Origin of the sequence: Microcoleus sp. N3A4, from assembly GCF_036701805.1 — a bacterium.
Classification (GTDB): Bacteria; Cyanobacteriota; Cyanobacteriia; order Cyanobacteriales; family Microcoleaceae; genus Microcoleus.
In genome coordinates, this window is sequence record NZ_JAUBRJ010000109.1 from 1 (window position 1) to 16,419 (window position 16,419).

Genomic DNA, 16,419 nt, shown 5'->3' on the forward strand with positions numbered 1-16,419 from the left:
CTCATTTTTGTCTTGGATGATTCACTTTTACTCCCTCAATCCCCCTATGTGCCAGTTGGGGGTGCGGAATGTGGGTTTGATAACTTTTCCAGCGGCAGCCGATCGCAAATTGCCAGCAGAAACCGCACCCAGTTTGGAGCCAGGGCAAGCGGGTCAAAACTCGGCATTCCACTGGGCGATCGCTTTTAGTGGCGTTGTTGCAGGTAATTTTGCGACAGGGGAGTCCGTACCGCCGGCAGTAACTCTTCCGGTTTTGTGCTTCGGTGGTGCGAGTACCGCCACCCAAAAAAGCCAGCACTCAAAGCAACGGGCAACAAGCAAAGCATCAGGGCCACAGATTTTTTCAATCCCGGTTTTTTTAACGGTTTCTGAGTCGGTACACCAGCACAAGTTGCTTGGATCGCCGCAGACTCAGGATTAGGAATACAGGACGGCTTAGCCGTCGGTGAGTTCGGTGAATTAGCAGCCTCGGGTCGATCGTTCTGGTGAACCCAATCCCTGCGATTTTTGAATTGGTCGGGAAAGTATTCCCAGACTTCGCCGTCAGAACTGTCTGACTCGTCCGGTCGATTGGCTGGCATTGGCGGGTATTGGGCGATCGCCGAAACCGAAGACGGCGCCTTCCATTCTGTACCCGCGATCGCCTGCTGCGTTCCCGACGCGATTATTTGCACCCGAGACCCGGATACCGTGCTTTGGGCTGGGGCGCCGATCAGATAGCCGTCAAAGTCCGGGTGCTGGTAGAGAATGGGCAAAGCCCAGTATAACTGGTGAGAACCGTAGGCAGAAATTAGCCCAGCCCTAGCTCGGCTCAGGCTGAGATCGACTGGATAGCCTTGATTGAGGTTGCGGTAAAACAGCCGCGTGAGAGTTAGGGCTACATCGTCGGGGATGCTTTCTGCCATTGCTAGCACTGCCGGAATGCCCCGCTTCACTAGAGCTTCGGTTAAGTTGCGTTCCGGGCTGTCGTCCAGGAGCTCTGAGGGGTCGCCGTAGGCGCCGCGGCAGGAGTTGAACACGGCCATCTGAATACCGTTGTTAACGAGCAATCCAGCTAAGTCGTCGCCGCTCAAGGTTTCGGTTAAGCCGGTGCGGCTGCTGACTAGGTAGAGTTCGCCACCTCTGGAACCTAGGTTGCTGTGGCCTGCGTAGTGCAGGACTTGGTAGTGTCCTTGTTCTAGGGCTTGGGTGAGTTGTTCTCGATCGGGCTGTTCGAGAATAGTCAGTTGAATTTCCGAGTGGGGGCTGTTTTTGAGGGGGTTAGCGGTGCGGTTTTGGAGTTCTTGTTGCAGGTGGAGCACTTCTCGCTTGAGCTGCAAGCTATCTCGATCGCTCGGAGAGGCGATCGCCATTAAAATTTTTAGCGGCCCGCTGCTGGGCTGTATCCGGGTTTGTTTGAACAAACTTGTACCTGGTTGGTAGCGGGAAAACACGACATCGGTGCCGGTTGCCAAAGGGCGATCGTCCGCGTGCAGAACTTCCCACGGCAGCCGCGGCAATCGCCGGCCTTTGAGGCCGAGCCGCAGTTGCAGCACTTCTCGGCGGTGCTGGGCGATGCCTTGAGCGCAAGTCCAGCTATCGCGCAAGTTTCCTTGAAACAGCCCGCTATATAATTGTTGCCCGAGGGCTACTAAATTCGGTGCTGAGTGGTTTCCCGAGCGCGAGATTCCGCGACCAGCAACACTGGTTCCCTGTAATGCTTTTCCTTGGAGCAAGCCCACTAGCGGGTCGTTCATCAGTTGAGCAGACAGTGCAAGCCATTCGTCGATCGGCCAGCGGACTTGTTCTTCTGCTAAGGGTACACCGGGTGCAACCCTTTCTGTCCGCACTAGATATTCGTCGTCCCCAACAGGGGTGACTGAGAGTTGAAATTCCTGGCTCACCGATTTAGCGCCCTCCCGCCTTAATTCTGAATTTGCCTGCGTTTTTGCGGCTAGCAATAGCGACCGGCAAAATAATTTTTACTGTTTGAATCAAAGTTTTTGAATGCGCTTCCCCCGATCGGGCGAACGCTGGGGTCAAGTATATTTGTTCAAACACTTTGAGGATATAAAAGTTGTACTTTAATAACAGTTTATTAGTTTTGATTGCCCTGTGGCTCAGTGAAAGCCGCATTTTCTCCAATCTTGCTATCTTTAACATTTTGCACCTCTACCGCAGACCCCTTTAGATTCGTGGCGAACTTGAGTTTCTGATTGCTGAGTAAAGTTTAATTGGAGGCACTTTACCAGACGGATCTCTAGTTCTTATTAAAATTACTTCGGCTCTCACCAACCGGTTTCAGGGCAATATTGGAGGCAAACTTGAGAATTTTGTTTTTTCGGCGATCTGTCGATCTGTCTTAACCGCTTATCCTGTACCACCAACCCCCCATCTGAAATTTTGATTTTGTGTCAATTAATGAATTGGTCAACCTTGGGCCCTCATCCGTAAGCCTTGGGCCCTCATCCGTAAGACCTGAGCGGCGGTCGGTCATCGATAGTTGACCATCGATCGTTGCTAATCGATCGTTGCTAATTTACCATTTTCATGTTATTGGATTTTTTTTTACTGTCTTAATCTAGTTAAAGTGAAGCAGCAAAAATCAAGTTAAAAAGGGAATAATTCTCAACAATAGAACGGCCATCAAATTATTCCCGTCCTCTCAAGCAATAATCATTGTTGTCATCTAGAGGATTAAGCCTCATCAGGCCGGTTTCTCGGAGAAATATTGGATTTGGTAGCGAAGCCTCTACAAAGCAACCGGGTTTCGCAGCCTCGCCGTGTGTCATTCCCGCTCCAAATGCCGATCGAGCTTACAATTTTAACCAAAAACAACTCCTGCGTTTATTCCTGTCCATTTCTGAATTATACAATCTGTCTTGACATAATATATATTTTATACGTATTTTTTTACTGAAAAATATTTTAGTTCGCTCGGCTCGGTGAAATCGAGACAAAATTAAGCAACTGAAAATTAAAACAAATATTTACCCGGGCTAAATATCTAAATTTCTAATTAATCATCGGGAACTAAAATTAGGAGGGTGCAGTCTCTTGTTAAAGAAATGCAAATCCTAAGTCAGGGAAGGATTTATCAAATCTGGGAGTGTTACAAAACTTCAATGCACCCAGGCTCGATCGCAAGAAAAGCAAGGGTAAAATTTTGGGGATAAAGGTTTTGGGTAGTTATCTGGGAGTTGTAAGTTGTGAGTTTAAATTCAGCTAATTCACTGTAGAAATTACGTAGAGAATCTACAATTAGGCGCACTTCGGCGCAGCTTACTGTAGAAAGTACCGAGAACATCTCAAACGCTGTGCGCTTCGGCGCAGCACTTACGGTGTATGTGGCGGATCGATTAATTTCGGTTCGCAATTGCAGAATATAAAACTCGCAACTGAGCGAAAAAAACCCTTGCAGTTTAAGTGGCATCTATAACAGTAAAGATGAGGACGCCAATTCCTCCAGCAGGCGAAAGTATGAAGTTATAAATTTTTTCTTCTGCTGCCTCCTGCTTACTGATAAATTGATTCTAAGAAGCTCAACCGTTTTTGGGAAATATCAACGATGGAAGAAGAAATGTTGTTAGAAAATGTATCGGGAACACTTTTTCCCGATCGAGATGAAACACAAAATCCTGACAATACAGAAACCAGTTTGTTTGCATCGGCCCTCGATGACGGCGAAGCAGAGTTCGGGCTTTCAGCCAGCAATCTCGATCGGCTTGAGGCTTTGCGCGACACCATTAAAAATTCCGACGAGGGGTTAGCCAAGTTAATTGACGAAGCGATCGGCGAAAACATCGGTAACGGCCAAGTTTCGGATCTGTCTGACGCATCCGAAAAAAGCGCTGAAGATAACAGCACAATTGCTGAATTTAACAGCCTACCCGAAGAAAGTGCGGGCGACAAAAATGACGATGATAATAGTGGCAGCGATCCCCGCCGAACAGTCGTCGGTACTGATGACGATGACTTAATTGTCGCCACCGGCGAGCAGGATGAGATATTCGGCAAAAAAGGCGATGACACAATCAAAGGAAACCGCGACAAAAAAAATAAAATCTACGGAGGTAAAGGTGACGATGATTGCGAAGGCGGCGATGACGATGATGAAATAAAGGGCGATCGCGATAAAGACAAGCTTAATGGTGGCAAAGGCAACGACACCATTAACGGCGGTAAAGACAACGACAGTATCTTTGGCGGCAGCGACAAAGATATCTGCAAAGGCGATGACGGCGATGACTGGGTACACGGCAACGAGGGAGATGATGACGTTGACGGCGGCGCCGGCAGCGATACCGTCTACGGCGGCAAAGGCGACGACAAATGCGAGGGCGGCGAAGGCAACGATACCGTCAGGGGCGATCGGGGCAACGACAACGTTAGCGGCGGCGACGGCGACGACAACCTTAACGGTGGCAAAGATAACGATACCGTGATCGGCGGTGCTGGCAGCGACGTTTGCAGTGGCGACGACGGCGACGATACCGTTAGCGGCGGCATCGGCGACGATACCGTGAGCGGCGGTGCCGACAGCGACGTTTGCAGTGGCGACGACGGCGACGACAGCGTTAGCGGCGGCACCGGCGACGACAGCGTTAGCGGCGGTGCCGGCAGCGACGTTTGCAGTGGCGACGACGGCGACGACAGCGTTAGCGGCGGCGACGGCAAAGATACCCTGATTGGCGGTTCTGGCAACGACGTTTGCAGTGGTGACGACGGCGACGACAGCGTGATCGGCGGCGACGGCGACGATACCGTGATGGGCGGTGCTGGCAGCGATACCCTCGTTACTGGCGACGGCAATGACATGGCAGACGGTGGCGACGGCGACGACAGCGTTGTCGGCGGCGGCAACGGCGACGATACGCTGATGGGCGGTACTGGCAACGATACGCTGATGGGCGGTACTGGCAACCATACCTGTGTCGGCGGTGCTGGAGATGACGTTTTTGTCATGAGTAACACAACCACTACCAACACTTCAGTCATCACTGACTACACAGACGACAGCGACAAGTTTCTGCTGTTTGGCGACTTGAACTTTAGCAGCTTGACGTTTGTACAAGTCGGTGTCAATACCGAAATTCGGGTCAATAACTTCGCGCTGACGCTATTGTTGAATGTCAACGCAACAATTCTCAATGCTGGCGACTTTTTGGGAGTTAATGTTTCGGGGAACAACAATGTTTCCACTCCAACTCCAACTCCAGGTTTGAGGGTGGTTACTCCTCCGTCATTCAATCAAACTATCTTTAATTTTGCTGGCAATACAGTTGCTCAAGTTATTGTCGGTTCCACGACGCTGGCTAACAACATTACAGGCGGCGATGCTGGCAATGACATTACAGGCGGTAATGCCCAAGACACAATTAAAGGTGGCAAAGGCAATGACACAATTAAAGGCGGCGATGGCGATGACGATATCGACGGCGGCGATGGCGATGACGATATCAAAGTCGGTAAAGGCAACAACAAAATAAAAGGAGGCTTGGGCAAGGACACAATTAAAGGCGGCGATGGCGATAACGATATCGACGGTGGCGATGACGATGACGATATCGAAGTCGGTAAAGGCAACAACAAAATAAAAGGAGGCAAAGGCAAGGACAAAATTAAAGGCGGCGATGGCGATAACGATATCGACGGTGGCGATGACGATGACGATATCGAAGTCGGTAAAGGCAAAAACAAAATCATCGGTGGCCTCGGCAACGACAAAATTAAAGGCGGCGATGGCGATGACTCGATCGAAGGCGGCCTAGGAACCAATACTCTAATTGGGGGTGCTGGAAAGGATCGCTTTATTTACCGGACTTCCCGCGAAGAGATTAAAACAGTTGCACAAGCTGACTTAATTACTGACTTTAATGTCGATGACGATATTTTAGAGTTTTCTACGTCAGCTTTTGCGAATCTCAGCGTTTCTAGCTTGACCCGACTGGTGATTAGTGCTACTTCTGTTTTTGGGTCGATCGGCAGCGCTAATTTGCTCGACTTCAGCGACGATATCAGCGTTACTAGCATCGCCACTTTGCAAGCGCGGTTTGCAGCTTTGGGCGGCAACCCAGACGCGCCTACTTTCTGTCAGTTTACAGATGCCGAAACAGGCCGTTCCGTGCTGGTATTTGCTGTTGGGGCGCGCTTTGATATTGTGGCCAGTTTCTCGTTGAAAATTCGCCTGCAAGTCACTAACTTTGTCTTCACCGGCCCGTCACTAACTGTTCCTGTGGGTACTGCCGGTCCTGACAATGTGAATTTCAGCAATTTTTCGATCCCAGTTAATTTCGATGGTTTAGCAGGCGATGACAACATTGTCGGCAGCAATTTAAACGATACCCTCCAAGGCGGCGACGGCAACGATACCATCACCGGCAACCTCGGTGCCGATGTCCTCAGCGGTGGCACTGGTGCGGATCTCTTTGTTTACAGGACAACTAAAGAAGGCGGCGATAAAATTACCGACTTTAAGGCGGGAACTGATAAATTCCAGTTTGTAGCCAGCGAATTCGGCAATTTGACTACGACTAACTTTGACGGTGTTAGCGGTTCAACTCCTGACATTACTGGCAAAGAGTTAGTGATTTTCACTGGCGGCAGTTATGCCTCTTTGGAAGCTGCACAAGCTAAAGCCCTGGGCAATTCTACAACTGCTGGTTTCTTCGCATTTACGAATGCGTCGAACGAGACTGTGTTGTATTTTGACTCGAACGGTACAACAGCCGGTGGTTCTACCTTGATTGCGAACTTGGGTACGGCTGCTAGCAATCTGGGAACGGCGGACTTTGTATTTACAGATGCGATCGCCACTTCTCCCACTGGAACTTCTACCAACTCAGGCAGCGTTGTCGATTTAACTGCTGCTGGGAACACTTTCCCGATCGCATTTAACAATTTCGGTTCAGGTGTTGGCGGTTACAACTTCACCACGCCTGTCTTATTTACCGGCAATGACAGTGCTAACAGCGTCACCGGTACTGAATTTGCTGACATCATCAACGGTGGTGGCGGTGCTGACATCCTCAGCGGCGGTAGCGGTGCTGACATCCTCAGCGGCGGCAGCGGTGCAGATGTTCTGACTGGCGGTGCTGGTGCGGATATCTTTGTTTACAAAGCAGCAGGCGAAGGCCCGGATACGATTACTGACTTTACCTTTGGGGTTGACAAATTCCAGTTTGTCAGCAGTGCTTTCGGCAATTTGACTACGACAAACTTTGACGGTGTAAGCGGGGTTTCTCCTGACATTACTGGCAAAGAGTTAGTGATTTTCACTCAGGGCAGTTATGCCTCTTTGGAAGCTGCACAAGCTAAGGCCTTGGGCAATTCTACAACTGCTGGTTTCTTCGCATTTACGAATGCGTCGAACGAGACTGTGTTGTATTTTGACTCGAACGGTACGACAGCCGGTGGTTCTACCTTGATTGCTAATTTGGGTACGGCTGCTAGCAATCTGGGCACGGCGGACTTTGTATTTACAGGTTCGGTAGCCACTTCTCCCACTGGAACTTCTACCAACTCTGGTAGCGTTGCCGATTTAACGGCTGCTGGGAACACTTTCCCGATCGCCTTTAACAATTTCGGTTCTGGTGCTGGCGGTTACAACTTCACCACTCCTGTGTTGTTTACCGGAGATGCTGCTGCTAACAGCGTCACCGGTACTGAGTTTGCTGACATCCTCAGCGGTGGCAGCGGTGCAGATGTTCTGACTGGCGGTGCTGGTGCGGATATCTTTGTTTACAAAGCAGCAGGCGAAGGCCCGGATACGATTACTGACTTTGCCTTTGGGGTTGACAAATTGCAGTTTAGCGCCAACGCTTTCGGCAATTTGACTACGACTAACTTTGACGGTGTTAGCGGGGTTTCTCCTGACATTACTGGCAAAGAGTTAGTGATTTTCACTGGCGGCAGTTATGCCTCTTTGGAAGCTGCACAAGCTAAAGCCCTGGGCAATTCAACCAGTGCTGGTTTCTTCGCCTTTACGAATGCTGCGAACGAGACTGTGTTGTATTTTGACTCGAACGGTACGATTGCCGGTGGTTCTACCTTGATTGCTAATTTGGGTACTGCTGCTGGAACTTTGGGAACGGCGGACTTTGTATTTACAGGTTCGATCGCATCTTCTGGTACTTCTCCGACTGGTACTTCTACTAATACTGGTAGCGTTGCCGATTTAACGGCTGCTGGGAACACTTTCCCGATCGCCTTTAACAATTTCGGTTCTGGTGCTGGCGGTTACAACTTTACCACGCCTGTCTTATTTACCGGCAATGACAGTGCTAACAGCGTCACTGGTACTGAGTTTGCTGATATCTTCAGCGGTGGCAGCGGTGCAGATGTTCTGACTGGTGGTGCTGGTGCGGATATCTTTGTTTACAAAGCACCAGGCGAAGGCGGTGATACAATTACCGACTTTACCTCTGGAACTGACAAATTCCAGTTTACCGCGAACGCTTTCGGCAATTTGACTACGACTAACTTTGACGGTGTTACGGGTTCAACTCCTGACATTACTGGCAAAGAGTTAGTGATTTTCACTGGCGGCAGTTATGCCTCTTTGGAAGCTGCACAAGCTAAAGCCCTGGGCAATTCAACCAGTGCTGGTTTCTTCGCATTTACGAATGCGTCGAACGAGACTGTGTTGTATTTTGACTCGAACGGTACGACAGCGGGCGGTTCTACCTTGATTGCTAATTTGGGTACTGCTGCTAGCAATCTGGGAACGGCGGACTTTGTATTCACAGGTACGATCGCAGCTTCTGCGGCTGGTACTTCTACTAATACTGGTAGCGTTGCCGATTTAACGGCTGCTGGGAACACTTTCCCGATCGCCTTTAACAATTTCGGTTCTGGTGCTGGCGGTTACAATTTCACCTCGCCTGTCTTGTTTACAGGAGATGCGGCTGCTAACAGCGTCACTGGTACTGAATTTGCTGACATCCTCAGCGGCGGTTCTGGTGCCGACATTTTCGACGGCGGTTTGGGTAACGACAGCATTTCCGGCGACGATGGCAATGACAGCCTCTTCGGCGGTGGCGGTAGCGATACTCTCAACGGCGGCATCGGGAATGACACTTTAATCGGCGGTGTGGGAACCAATGTTCTCAACGGCGGTGCTGGTTTGGACGTGTTTGTGTTCAGCGGAACTGCTGCTGGCGGCGGGGATTTAATTACCAATTACAGCATTGCTGATGATGTAATTAACCTCGACAAAACTGGTTTTGCCGCGTTTACAACCGGATCTGGGCCTTTGGGTTCGAGTTTCTACGCTTACAGCAGCACAGTTGGTGTAACTGCGCTAGAAGCAACTTTAACCGGGCCGTCGATCATGGCTATCTACGACAGTTTGTCTGCATCTACTAAACTGTATTACGATAGCAACGGTTCTACTGTTGGCGGTAACAGTTTGTTTGCAACTGTCGATGTCAATTTGGGAGTTTCCGGTAATTCTGAATTGTTCTTGTTCTAAACGGCAAGAATTCTAATCGGGATATCGGCGGTACGGGGGGACACGGCAATGCCGTGTCCCTACAATACAAAATAAGGACACGGCATTACCGTGTCCTTATTTTGTTTCTAAACCAGTCCTTATTTTGTTTCTAGCCGCTGCCGCCATTTGCTGCTAATAATATCTATCACCGTGACTACTACTAACAGCACTAACATCATGGTTGTTGCCTTGTTGTATTCAAAAGACCTGATATAATTCACTAATTCAAAGCCAATTCCACCAGCGCCGACCACTCCCAACACCGAAGCCGCCCGGATGTTATACTCAAACATCCACAGCGTATAACCCAACGCTAGCGGCAATACTTGCGGGAAAATGCCGTATTGGGCAACTTGCAGCCAAGATGCACCTACGACTTTTAAAGATTCGACCGATCGCGCTTCTACTGATTCGATCGCCTCCTGATAAAATTTAGCCAGATAGCCGATCGTATAAATTGCCAGGGCCAAAGTACCTGCCGGCGCGCCCAAACCCGTCGCCGATACAAACAGCAACCCCAGCACAATTGAAGGAACAGAACGCACCGCATTTTGCACCAAATTTGCCAGCCATTGCAGCCACGTTGGTGCTATGTTGTGGGCGCTGCAAATAGCAACTGGCACGGAAATAACTGCCCCGATTGTCGTTCCCCAAAGCGACATTTGAATTGTCTCGATCAAAGCTTTAATTGCTACATCAATAATTTCCAGATTCGGCGGCCACAAGCGCGAGATAAAATCGGTCATGTAAGGCCAACTGCCGGCCAGGGTTGCTGCATCTATTTCTAGTCCTCGCAGCGCCCAACCGTAAATTACAATTAAGCCTGCTGCTATAGCCAGATTTTTGATCCAGCCGTAGTTTTTTGAGAAATTATCTAATTTTTTTTCGGTCATTTGCGTTTATTTTGAGATTTATGTAGAGAGAGATTTTTTGTTTGGTGAAGGGGCTTTTTTAAATGAACCGCAGAGGGCGCAGAGGGCACAGAGGAAGAGTGGAGAAGAGAGGAGTTCACACTTCTACTTTTGGAGGTGTTAATTTGCTAAATTTGTCGGAGAGGTTGTGGCATTTGCCATCATAGACTATCTGACCGGCATCGAGGACGATCGCCCTTTCTGGATAAGTGCTGGCCATTCCCAAATCGTGCAATACTACAACTACTGTCATTCCTTGTTCTCGGTGCAGTTGAGCGAGGATTTCGATTACTTGCTGGGCTGCGATTACGTCTAATCCGGCAGTGGGTTCGTCAGCTAATAAAATTTGAGGAGATTGGATTAAAGCGCGGGCGATGGCGACTTTTTGCTGCTGTCCGCCGCTGAGTTGTCCGGTTTTTTGATATGCTAGGTCTTTGAGTCCGAAATTTGCCAGTAACTCAAAAGCTCGATCGCGCTGTTTCTTCGGAAAACCCCACAGCGTCTCCCAAGTATTCAAACCTCCCAAGCAACCGCACAGCACGTTGTCGATCGCGGGTAGCTGTTTTACCAACCCGCCGCCTTGAAAAATCAAGCCGATATCGCGCCGAATTCGCCTCAGCGTGCGCGGAGTTATGACTGTATCGTTAATCCGAATTTCTCCGGTTTTGACGGGAATTAACCCGACAAAAGAACGCAAAAGCGTGGATTTTCCCGCACCGTTCAAACCCAGCAGCGCCACAAATTCCCCTTGTTTGATTTGGCAATCAATTCCATTCAAAATCGGGCGATTTAGCGATGGTGAATAAGCTGTTTGTAAATTGGAACATTCGATAGTCATGGCGGATATTTATTGACTATTTTGGTAATTAATTTAATGCACCAGATGGCTGGTTGGAGATTTATATTGCGGTAGGGAGACGGCAGTGCCGTCTCCCTACGAATTTCAGGTGCAATCTATACGTAACTGTACTAATTTAATGCGCCAACGGTAGGGACACGGCACTGCCGTATCTCTAGGGATTTCAGGTGCTACTTTTCAGAATTAGTATTAGATTACGGCTCTAATTTGGCGCGCACCAAAGCTTGGCGCAACGTTGCTAAATGGCTGGTGTGATCGACTTTCACCAATTTCTGGGAATTGTACAAACTGCGGAACAATTGATTGTTTGCAGGTTCGTTCATTTTCATGAAAGCATTAACCAGCTTTTCCCGCATGGGTGCAGGAACGCGATCGTCAATCACAATTCCGTGGGCTGGAACTCCGGGAACTTTTTGCAGCACTCGCAACTGCTTGCCTTCTGCTGCTGTGATCCAAGGCGGCAGCAAAGCGTATTCTGAGACGGTTGCAACTTCTGCTTGACCTCTTAAAACTGCTTGCAAAGCGCTGCTGTAACCGTCGCCGTAGGTGACATTTCCGAAGAAAGTTTCCAGTCTGTCCGGCCCGGAAACTAATCCTTGACCTACCAATTCTCCAACTGGGAAAATAAATCCCGAACCGGAAGTTCGAGAGGTAAAAGCCATTTTTTTGCCTTTCAATTGTTCGAGAGTTTGCTTTGCCGAACTTTTCGGACGCAGGGGACTGTCTTGGCGCACTACAAACACTGAATCGTAAGTATTTCCGCCGGAATAATCGCTGCGAACTTCTGCTAAATACATCCGCGCTTTGGCTAATTGTTCGGCTTTTAAGGCGGCGCGGCCTGCTACAAATGCCACATCTGCTCTGTCGGCTCTCAATGCTTCTACAGCGGCGGTTTCGTCGCCGATGACTGCTTCTACGGGCATTCCGATTTCTTTGGAAAGTATTGCAGCTACTCGATTTGCTTTATTTTGCAAATCTGTAGCATCTCTGCGGTTGGCAAATACGATTCTAATGCGATTTATAGGAGCTTGTGCTCTCAAATCTCGTTGGCGAAGCCCTCGAAGAGGATCGCCCTTCGGGGTTGTCTGGGCGATCGGCCGTTGTCCGAGTCCGATTGCATTAGCCGTCAAACCCCCTAACAGCAACAATCCCGCGCTAGCGCCAGCCAGCACTTTTAACTTTGTATTCATTAATCGCTCTCTTATGCAAGTACAAACGCAACTTTACTTTTTGACAGGAAGTTGCAATAAGCTTGATTTTAGTCTAAAGCTTTTTTAACAATTAAGCGCAACAGCTAACGATAAGAATTTTTTATAAGTTTATAAAATAAAAACTTATAATTTAATATTTGTAGGAGTGAAGCGGGTAATGCCCACCCTACAAATAGAGTCCTCGATCGTCCAAATCTAAAATCTATGAGTACCCACTTCTGTGCCCAAAATCTCTTACCAGTCAGTTTCGCCGATCTGGAGTCCGCAGCAAAGCGCTTGCAGGGCAAAGCTTTCAAGACTCCGGTGATGACTTCGGAAACTGTCAACAAACAGACAAATTCTCAGGTATTTTTCAAGTGCGAAAACTTTCAGCGGACGGGTTCGTTTAAATTTCGGGGTGCTTGCAATGCTTTGATGCAGCTATCTGAAGCCGAAAAACAGCGGGGAGTGCTGACTTTTTCTTCGGGAAATCACGCGCAGGCGATCGCCCTGGCGGGAAAGTTGTTGGGAATTTCTACTACTGTGGTGATGCCGGCAGACGCGCCAAAAGTCAAGCAAGAGGCGACTCGCGGCTACGGTGCGGAAATTATTTTTTACGATCGAGCTCAAGTTTCCCGCGAAAAGCTCACCTCCAGAATTGCCGAGGAGCGACACTTGACAATAATTCCTCCTTATGACGACACGCGGGTGATTGCAGGACAAGGTACGGCGGCGCTGGAATTAATCGCAGAAGTTGGGGAGTTGGATTTGCTGCTGGTTTGCTGCGGCGGCGGGGGTTTGCTATCGGGATGCGCGATCGCAGCAAAAACTTTGTCTCCGAAATGTAAAGTAATAGGAGTAGAACCGGAACAAGCAGACGATGCAGCGCGATCGTTCCGCACAAAAACGCTGCAAACTGTTAGCAACCCGGATACGATTGCTGACGGCGCGCGCACGCCGTATTTGGGAAAACTAACTTTTCCTTTGGTGCTGCATTATGTTGATGATATGGCAACAGTTTCGGAAGCTGAAATTCGCCGGACAATGTTTTTTATGTGGGAGCGGATGAAGATAGTTGTCGAGCCGACGGGAGTGCTAGCTGCGGCGGCTTTGTTGTCAGGTGTTGTGCAGGCTGAAAATGCGAGGATTGGCGTGATTGTCAGCGGGGGAAATGTAGATTTTAGGGAAGTCTATCAGTTTTTTTCGCTGTAGTTAAGTCCGCCATGATGTTAGTTCGTCAGTCCGAAAGTCCGCCAGGGGTTTAAACTCCTGCCTAATAGCAAAAATCCTCGCTCAGAGGACTGGAAAGATTTTTTTATTTTTATCTTTATCTTTCGTCCACTTCAGCGGACTTGCTTTGTGAGACGCGGGTTTTAACCCCTGGCAGACTTTCGGACAAACGCCAAATATTCCTGCAAACGTCAAATACAGCATATTCCATGTATAGCCTTTCTCAAAAAGATGAGGTACGTAGTTGGGCTTGGGCCCTCAAACGTCTGGGTGGTTATGTAAGCTGTCAGTCATACCTCATCTTTCTGAGAACCGCTATATGTGCGGTATACACAATGCAAGCGATCGCCCGTGTAAGGTGCGTCGCCCACGGGGGATCTGCAAGTTTTATCAAATATGAAGCAGCGACGCACCCTACTGAGTTAACACCACATAATATAGCTGCTACTGTACTTCATGAACCACCGAATATGCTGTATTCATGCAAAAGCCAAATATTCCGGGAAATGCCAAATATTAGTATTGACAAATTTGACAAAAGTCAAGAGTTTTCTGATATAATGCTTCCACAACAAACTTCGATCTAATAGCACAATGTCTTCAGAAACAAACTCAGCGGCTCAATCTACAACTGGTGCAGATGCGATCGATGTTGCGATCGCCTCTGGAACGGACTTTGACGGTACTCCGATTCCCCAAGCAAAATTAGACCTCTACGAGCAAGTGATGGGATTAGAAGCCGGGAGACAGCGCAGTGGCGTGTCAAATACCATGCGATCGCGCATTGTCCGCATTGGGGCCAAACACATTCCTCAAAACGAGCTCGATAAAATGCTCGTTGCTGCAGACTTCGCACCGCTGAAAGATAAAGAAGTTGCTTTTTATTACGGCGCTAAGTAAATAGCATTATTATGTAGTGCGAGCGTCCCCGCTCGCTACCAAAATCGCGAGCGTCCCCGCTCGCTACCAAAATATCGAGCGGGACGCTCGCTACCAAAATCGCGAGCGGGACGCTCGCACTGACACGATCCAAATATACTTCCGATGCAACCGTAGATGTTATTACTCCGGTTTCAAAGCTCGTTCCATCAGCGATAAAACGGCTTGTTCGGCAGTAATTTCACCGTTCAGCAAGCGGTAAACTTGACCGGAAACGGGGACTTCAATTTCGCGCCGCTCCGCTAAATCAATCAACACATTAGTAGTATTGACTCCCTCAGCAGTGCTCCGCAATTCGTGCAAAATTTGCTCTAAAGATTTGCCTTTAGCTAATCCGAAACCAACCCGATAATTGCGCGATAAAGGACTGTTGCAAGTAGCGAGCAAATCTCCCAAACCAGACAAACCGTAAAAAGTTTCTGCGCGAGCGCCCAAACGAACTCCCACCCGAATCATTTCCGGCAAAGCGCGAGTCAGCAAAGCAGATTTAGCATTAGTTCCTAATTGTAAACCGTCGCAAACACCAGCGGCGATCGCAAATACATTTTTCAAAGTTCCACCTAACTCAGTCCCCAGCGGATCTTCATTCACATAAACTCTAAAAATATCGGAACTGTAAATATTTTGCACTTGCTTGGCCGCCGCTAAATCCCAACTTGCTGCTACCGTTGCAGCCGGCAATCCCTGCTGAATTTCTTCGGAAAGATTGGGGCCGGAAAGTACGACTATTGAATTGTTAGGAAAGGCATTTTGCCAAATTTGAGACGGAGTGCGGGTAGTCGCAGGGTCTAAACCTTTGGTGACAGTAACTATAATTGTACTGGGACTTAACTGTAAAGCCAAAAGTCGATCGACCGTTGCTCCCACTCCTTTCATCGAAACAGCCGAAACAACAACATCCGCACCTGTTATAACTGATTCTAGATTAAAAGAACTGCTGCGCGACCACAAATTAACCCGATCGCCTTTTTTGCCTCCCAGATTTGCCAGTGCCGAACCCCAAGCACCTCCGCCTAATATTGTCAAGCTTTTCATAGAATTTAGTGTGATGAACTCAGATGCTGCAACATTCTCGCTTAACGGGCTAGAAGCCCGTTCCACAAGAACATTGAGTTTTTTTTGTGGAACAGGCATCTTGCCTGTTCCTGACATTGGTGCAAGATGTGAGATGAACGAAACAAAAACTCCTCACTCTACAAACGCGGCCGCAATCCATAATGACGGTAACGCCAATAATCGCGTAAAATGCGATCGTGATCGAAACACAATTGATGGGGAATCTGCCAAGATTCAAAAATTTGTAAATTTTTAGCATCGTCGGCGGCTTGAGGTTCGCCAGTAGCGGAAGCCAAGAATACAATACTGATGGTGTGTTGGCGGGCGTCGCGATTTGGGTCGGAATAAACGTAAAATTGCTCGATCAATTCTACATTCAAGCTCGTTTCTTCTAAAGCTTCGCGTTTGGCCGCCGTTTCTACCGATTCCCCGTAATCGACAAAGCCGCCGGGAATCGCCCAGCCGTAGGGAGGATGGCGGCGTTCTATGAGTACGATCGGGCGGTGCGGGCGATCGACCAATTCGATGATAATATCAACTGTAGAAGTAGGATTTTTGTATGTCACGAGTTTGGTTAAAATAAGTCTGACTTTAGTATACTAAGAATTGGGCATTGGGAATGGGGCATTGGGCATTGGGAATGGGGCATTGGGCATTGGGCATTGGGCATTAATGATTTTATATGTAACAACTAACAACTAACAACTAACAACTAACAACTAACAACTAACAACTAACAACTAACAACTAACAACTAACAAC

12 protein-coding genes are annotated in these 16,419 nt (G+C 48.6%); 5 read left to right on the forward strand and 7 right to left on the reverse strand.

The annotated features are described in order from the left end of the window. Nucleotides 1-189 (forward strand): hypothetical protein (locus QUA56_RS34310; protein WP_333367801.1); only part of this gene is annotated, 189 nt, incomplete at its 5' end. Here the strand turns inward: QUA56_RS34310 and QUA56_RS34315 are convergent. Both QUA56_RS34315 and QUA56_RS34320 read right to left on the reverse strand, forming a co-directional pair. After that, nucleotides 186-1,883, reverse strand: coding sequence for a CHAT domain-containing protein (locus QUA56_RS34315; RefSeq protein ID WP_333367804.1), 1,698 nt, complete (start codon nucleotides 1,881-1,883; stop codon nucleotides 186-188). The two genes, QUA56_RS34310 and QUA56_RS34315, sit on opposite strands and share 4 nt — an antisense overlap. 1,208 nt (nucleotides 1,884-3,091) lie before the next feature. Continuing rightward, a complete protein-coding gene (locus QUA56_RS34320; protein ID WP_333367807.1) occupies nucleotides 3,092-3,412 on the reverse strand; it encodes a hypothetical protein in 321 nt (106 codons plus the stop codon). A gap of 135 nt (nucleotides 3,413-3,547) precedes the next feature. Between QUA56_RS34320 and QUA56_RS34325 the strand changes: the two genes are divergently transcribed. Next, nucleotides 3,548-9,451 (forward strand): calcium-binding protein, encoded by a 5,904-nt coding sequence (locus QUA56_RS34325; protein ID WP_333367810.1) that lies wholly within the window; start codon nucleotides 3,548-3,550, stop codon nucleotides 9,449-9,451. Nucleotides 9,452-9,570: 119 nt separating this feature from the next. On the opposite strand, the gene phnE is transcribed toward QUA56_RS34325, so the two are convergent. From phnE to QUA56_RS34340, 3 genes are all read right to left on the reverse strand, one after another. Further along, on the reverse strand, nucleotides 9,571-10,365 hold the full coding sequence (phnE, locus tag QUA56_RS34330; RefSeq protein ID WP_333367813.1) for a phosphonate ABC transporter, permease protein PhnE: 795 nt from the start codon (nucleotides 10,363-10,365) through the stop codon (nucleotides 9,571-9,573). A gap of 115 nt (nucleotides 10,366-10,480) precedes the next feature. Then, nucleotides 10,481-11,221, reverse strand: a complete 741-nt coding sequence (locus QUA56_RS34335) for a phosphonate ABC transporter ATP-binding protein (RefSeq protein WP_333367816.1) — start codon at nucleotides 11,219-11,221, stop codon at nucleotides 10,481-10,483. A gap of 215 nt (nucleotides 11,222-11,436) precedes the next feature. Next, nucleotides 11,437-12,432: a phosphate/phosphite/phosphonate ABC transporter substrate-binding protein gene (locus QUA56_RS34340; protein ID WP_333367818.1), complete on the reverse strand. Its 996-nt coding sequence runs from the start codon at nucleotides 12,430-12,432 to the stop codon at nucleotides 11,437-11,439. A 225-nt stretch (nucleotides 12,433-12,657) separates the two neighbouring features. Between QUA56_RS34340 and QUA56_RS34345 the strand changes: the two genes are divergently transcribed. The 3 genes from QUA56_RS34345 to QUA56_RS34355 all read left to right on the forward strand — a co-directional run bounded on the left by QUA56_RS34345 (nucleotide 12,658) and on the right by QUA56_RS34355 (nucleotide 14,562). Continuing rightward, on the forward strand, nucleotides 12,658-13,644 hold the full coding sequence (locus QUA56_RS34345; RefSeq protein ID WP_333367821.1) for a threo-3-hydroxy-L-aspartate ammonia-lyase: 987 nt from the start codon (nucleotides 12,658-12,660) through the stop codon (nucleotides 13,642-13,644). Between the two features lie 227 nt (nucleotides 13,645-13,871). After that, nucleotides 13,872-14,249: a hypothetical protein gene (locus QUA56_RS34350; protein ID WP_333367824.1), complete on the forward strand. Its 378-nt coding sequence runs from the start codon at nucleotides 13,872-13,874 to the stop codon at nucleotides 14,247-14,249. Between the two features lie 7 nt (nucleotides 14,250-14,256). Beyond that, complete coding sequence (locus QUA56_RS34355; protein WP_333367826.1) at nucleotides 14,257-14,562, forward strand: small RNA NsiR4-regulated ssr1528 family protein; 306 nt, start codon at nucleotides 14,257-14,259, stop codon at nucleotides 14,560-14,562. Nucleotides 14,563-14,724: 162 nt separating this feature from the next. On the opposite strand, the gene QUA56_RS34360 is transcribed toward QUA56_RS34355, so the two are convergent. Next, entirely contained in the window at nucleotides 14,725-15,636 is a 912-nt protein-coding gene (locus QUA56_RS34360) for an NAD(P)H-dependent glycerol-3-phosphate dehydrogenase (RefSeq protein ID WP_333367832.1), read from the reverse strand. A gap of 158 nt (nucleotides 15,637-15,794) precedes the next feature. Next, nucleotides 15,795-16,223 carry an NUDIX hydrolase gene (locus QUA56_RS34365; protein ID WP_333367829.1) on the reverse strand — a complete coding sequence of 143 codons (429 nt, stop codon included), beginning with the start codon at nucleotides 16,221-16,223 and terminating at the stop codon, nucleotides 15,795-15,797. Nucleotides 16,224-16,419: the final 196 nt, after the last annotated feature.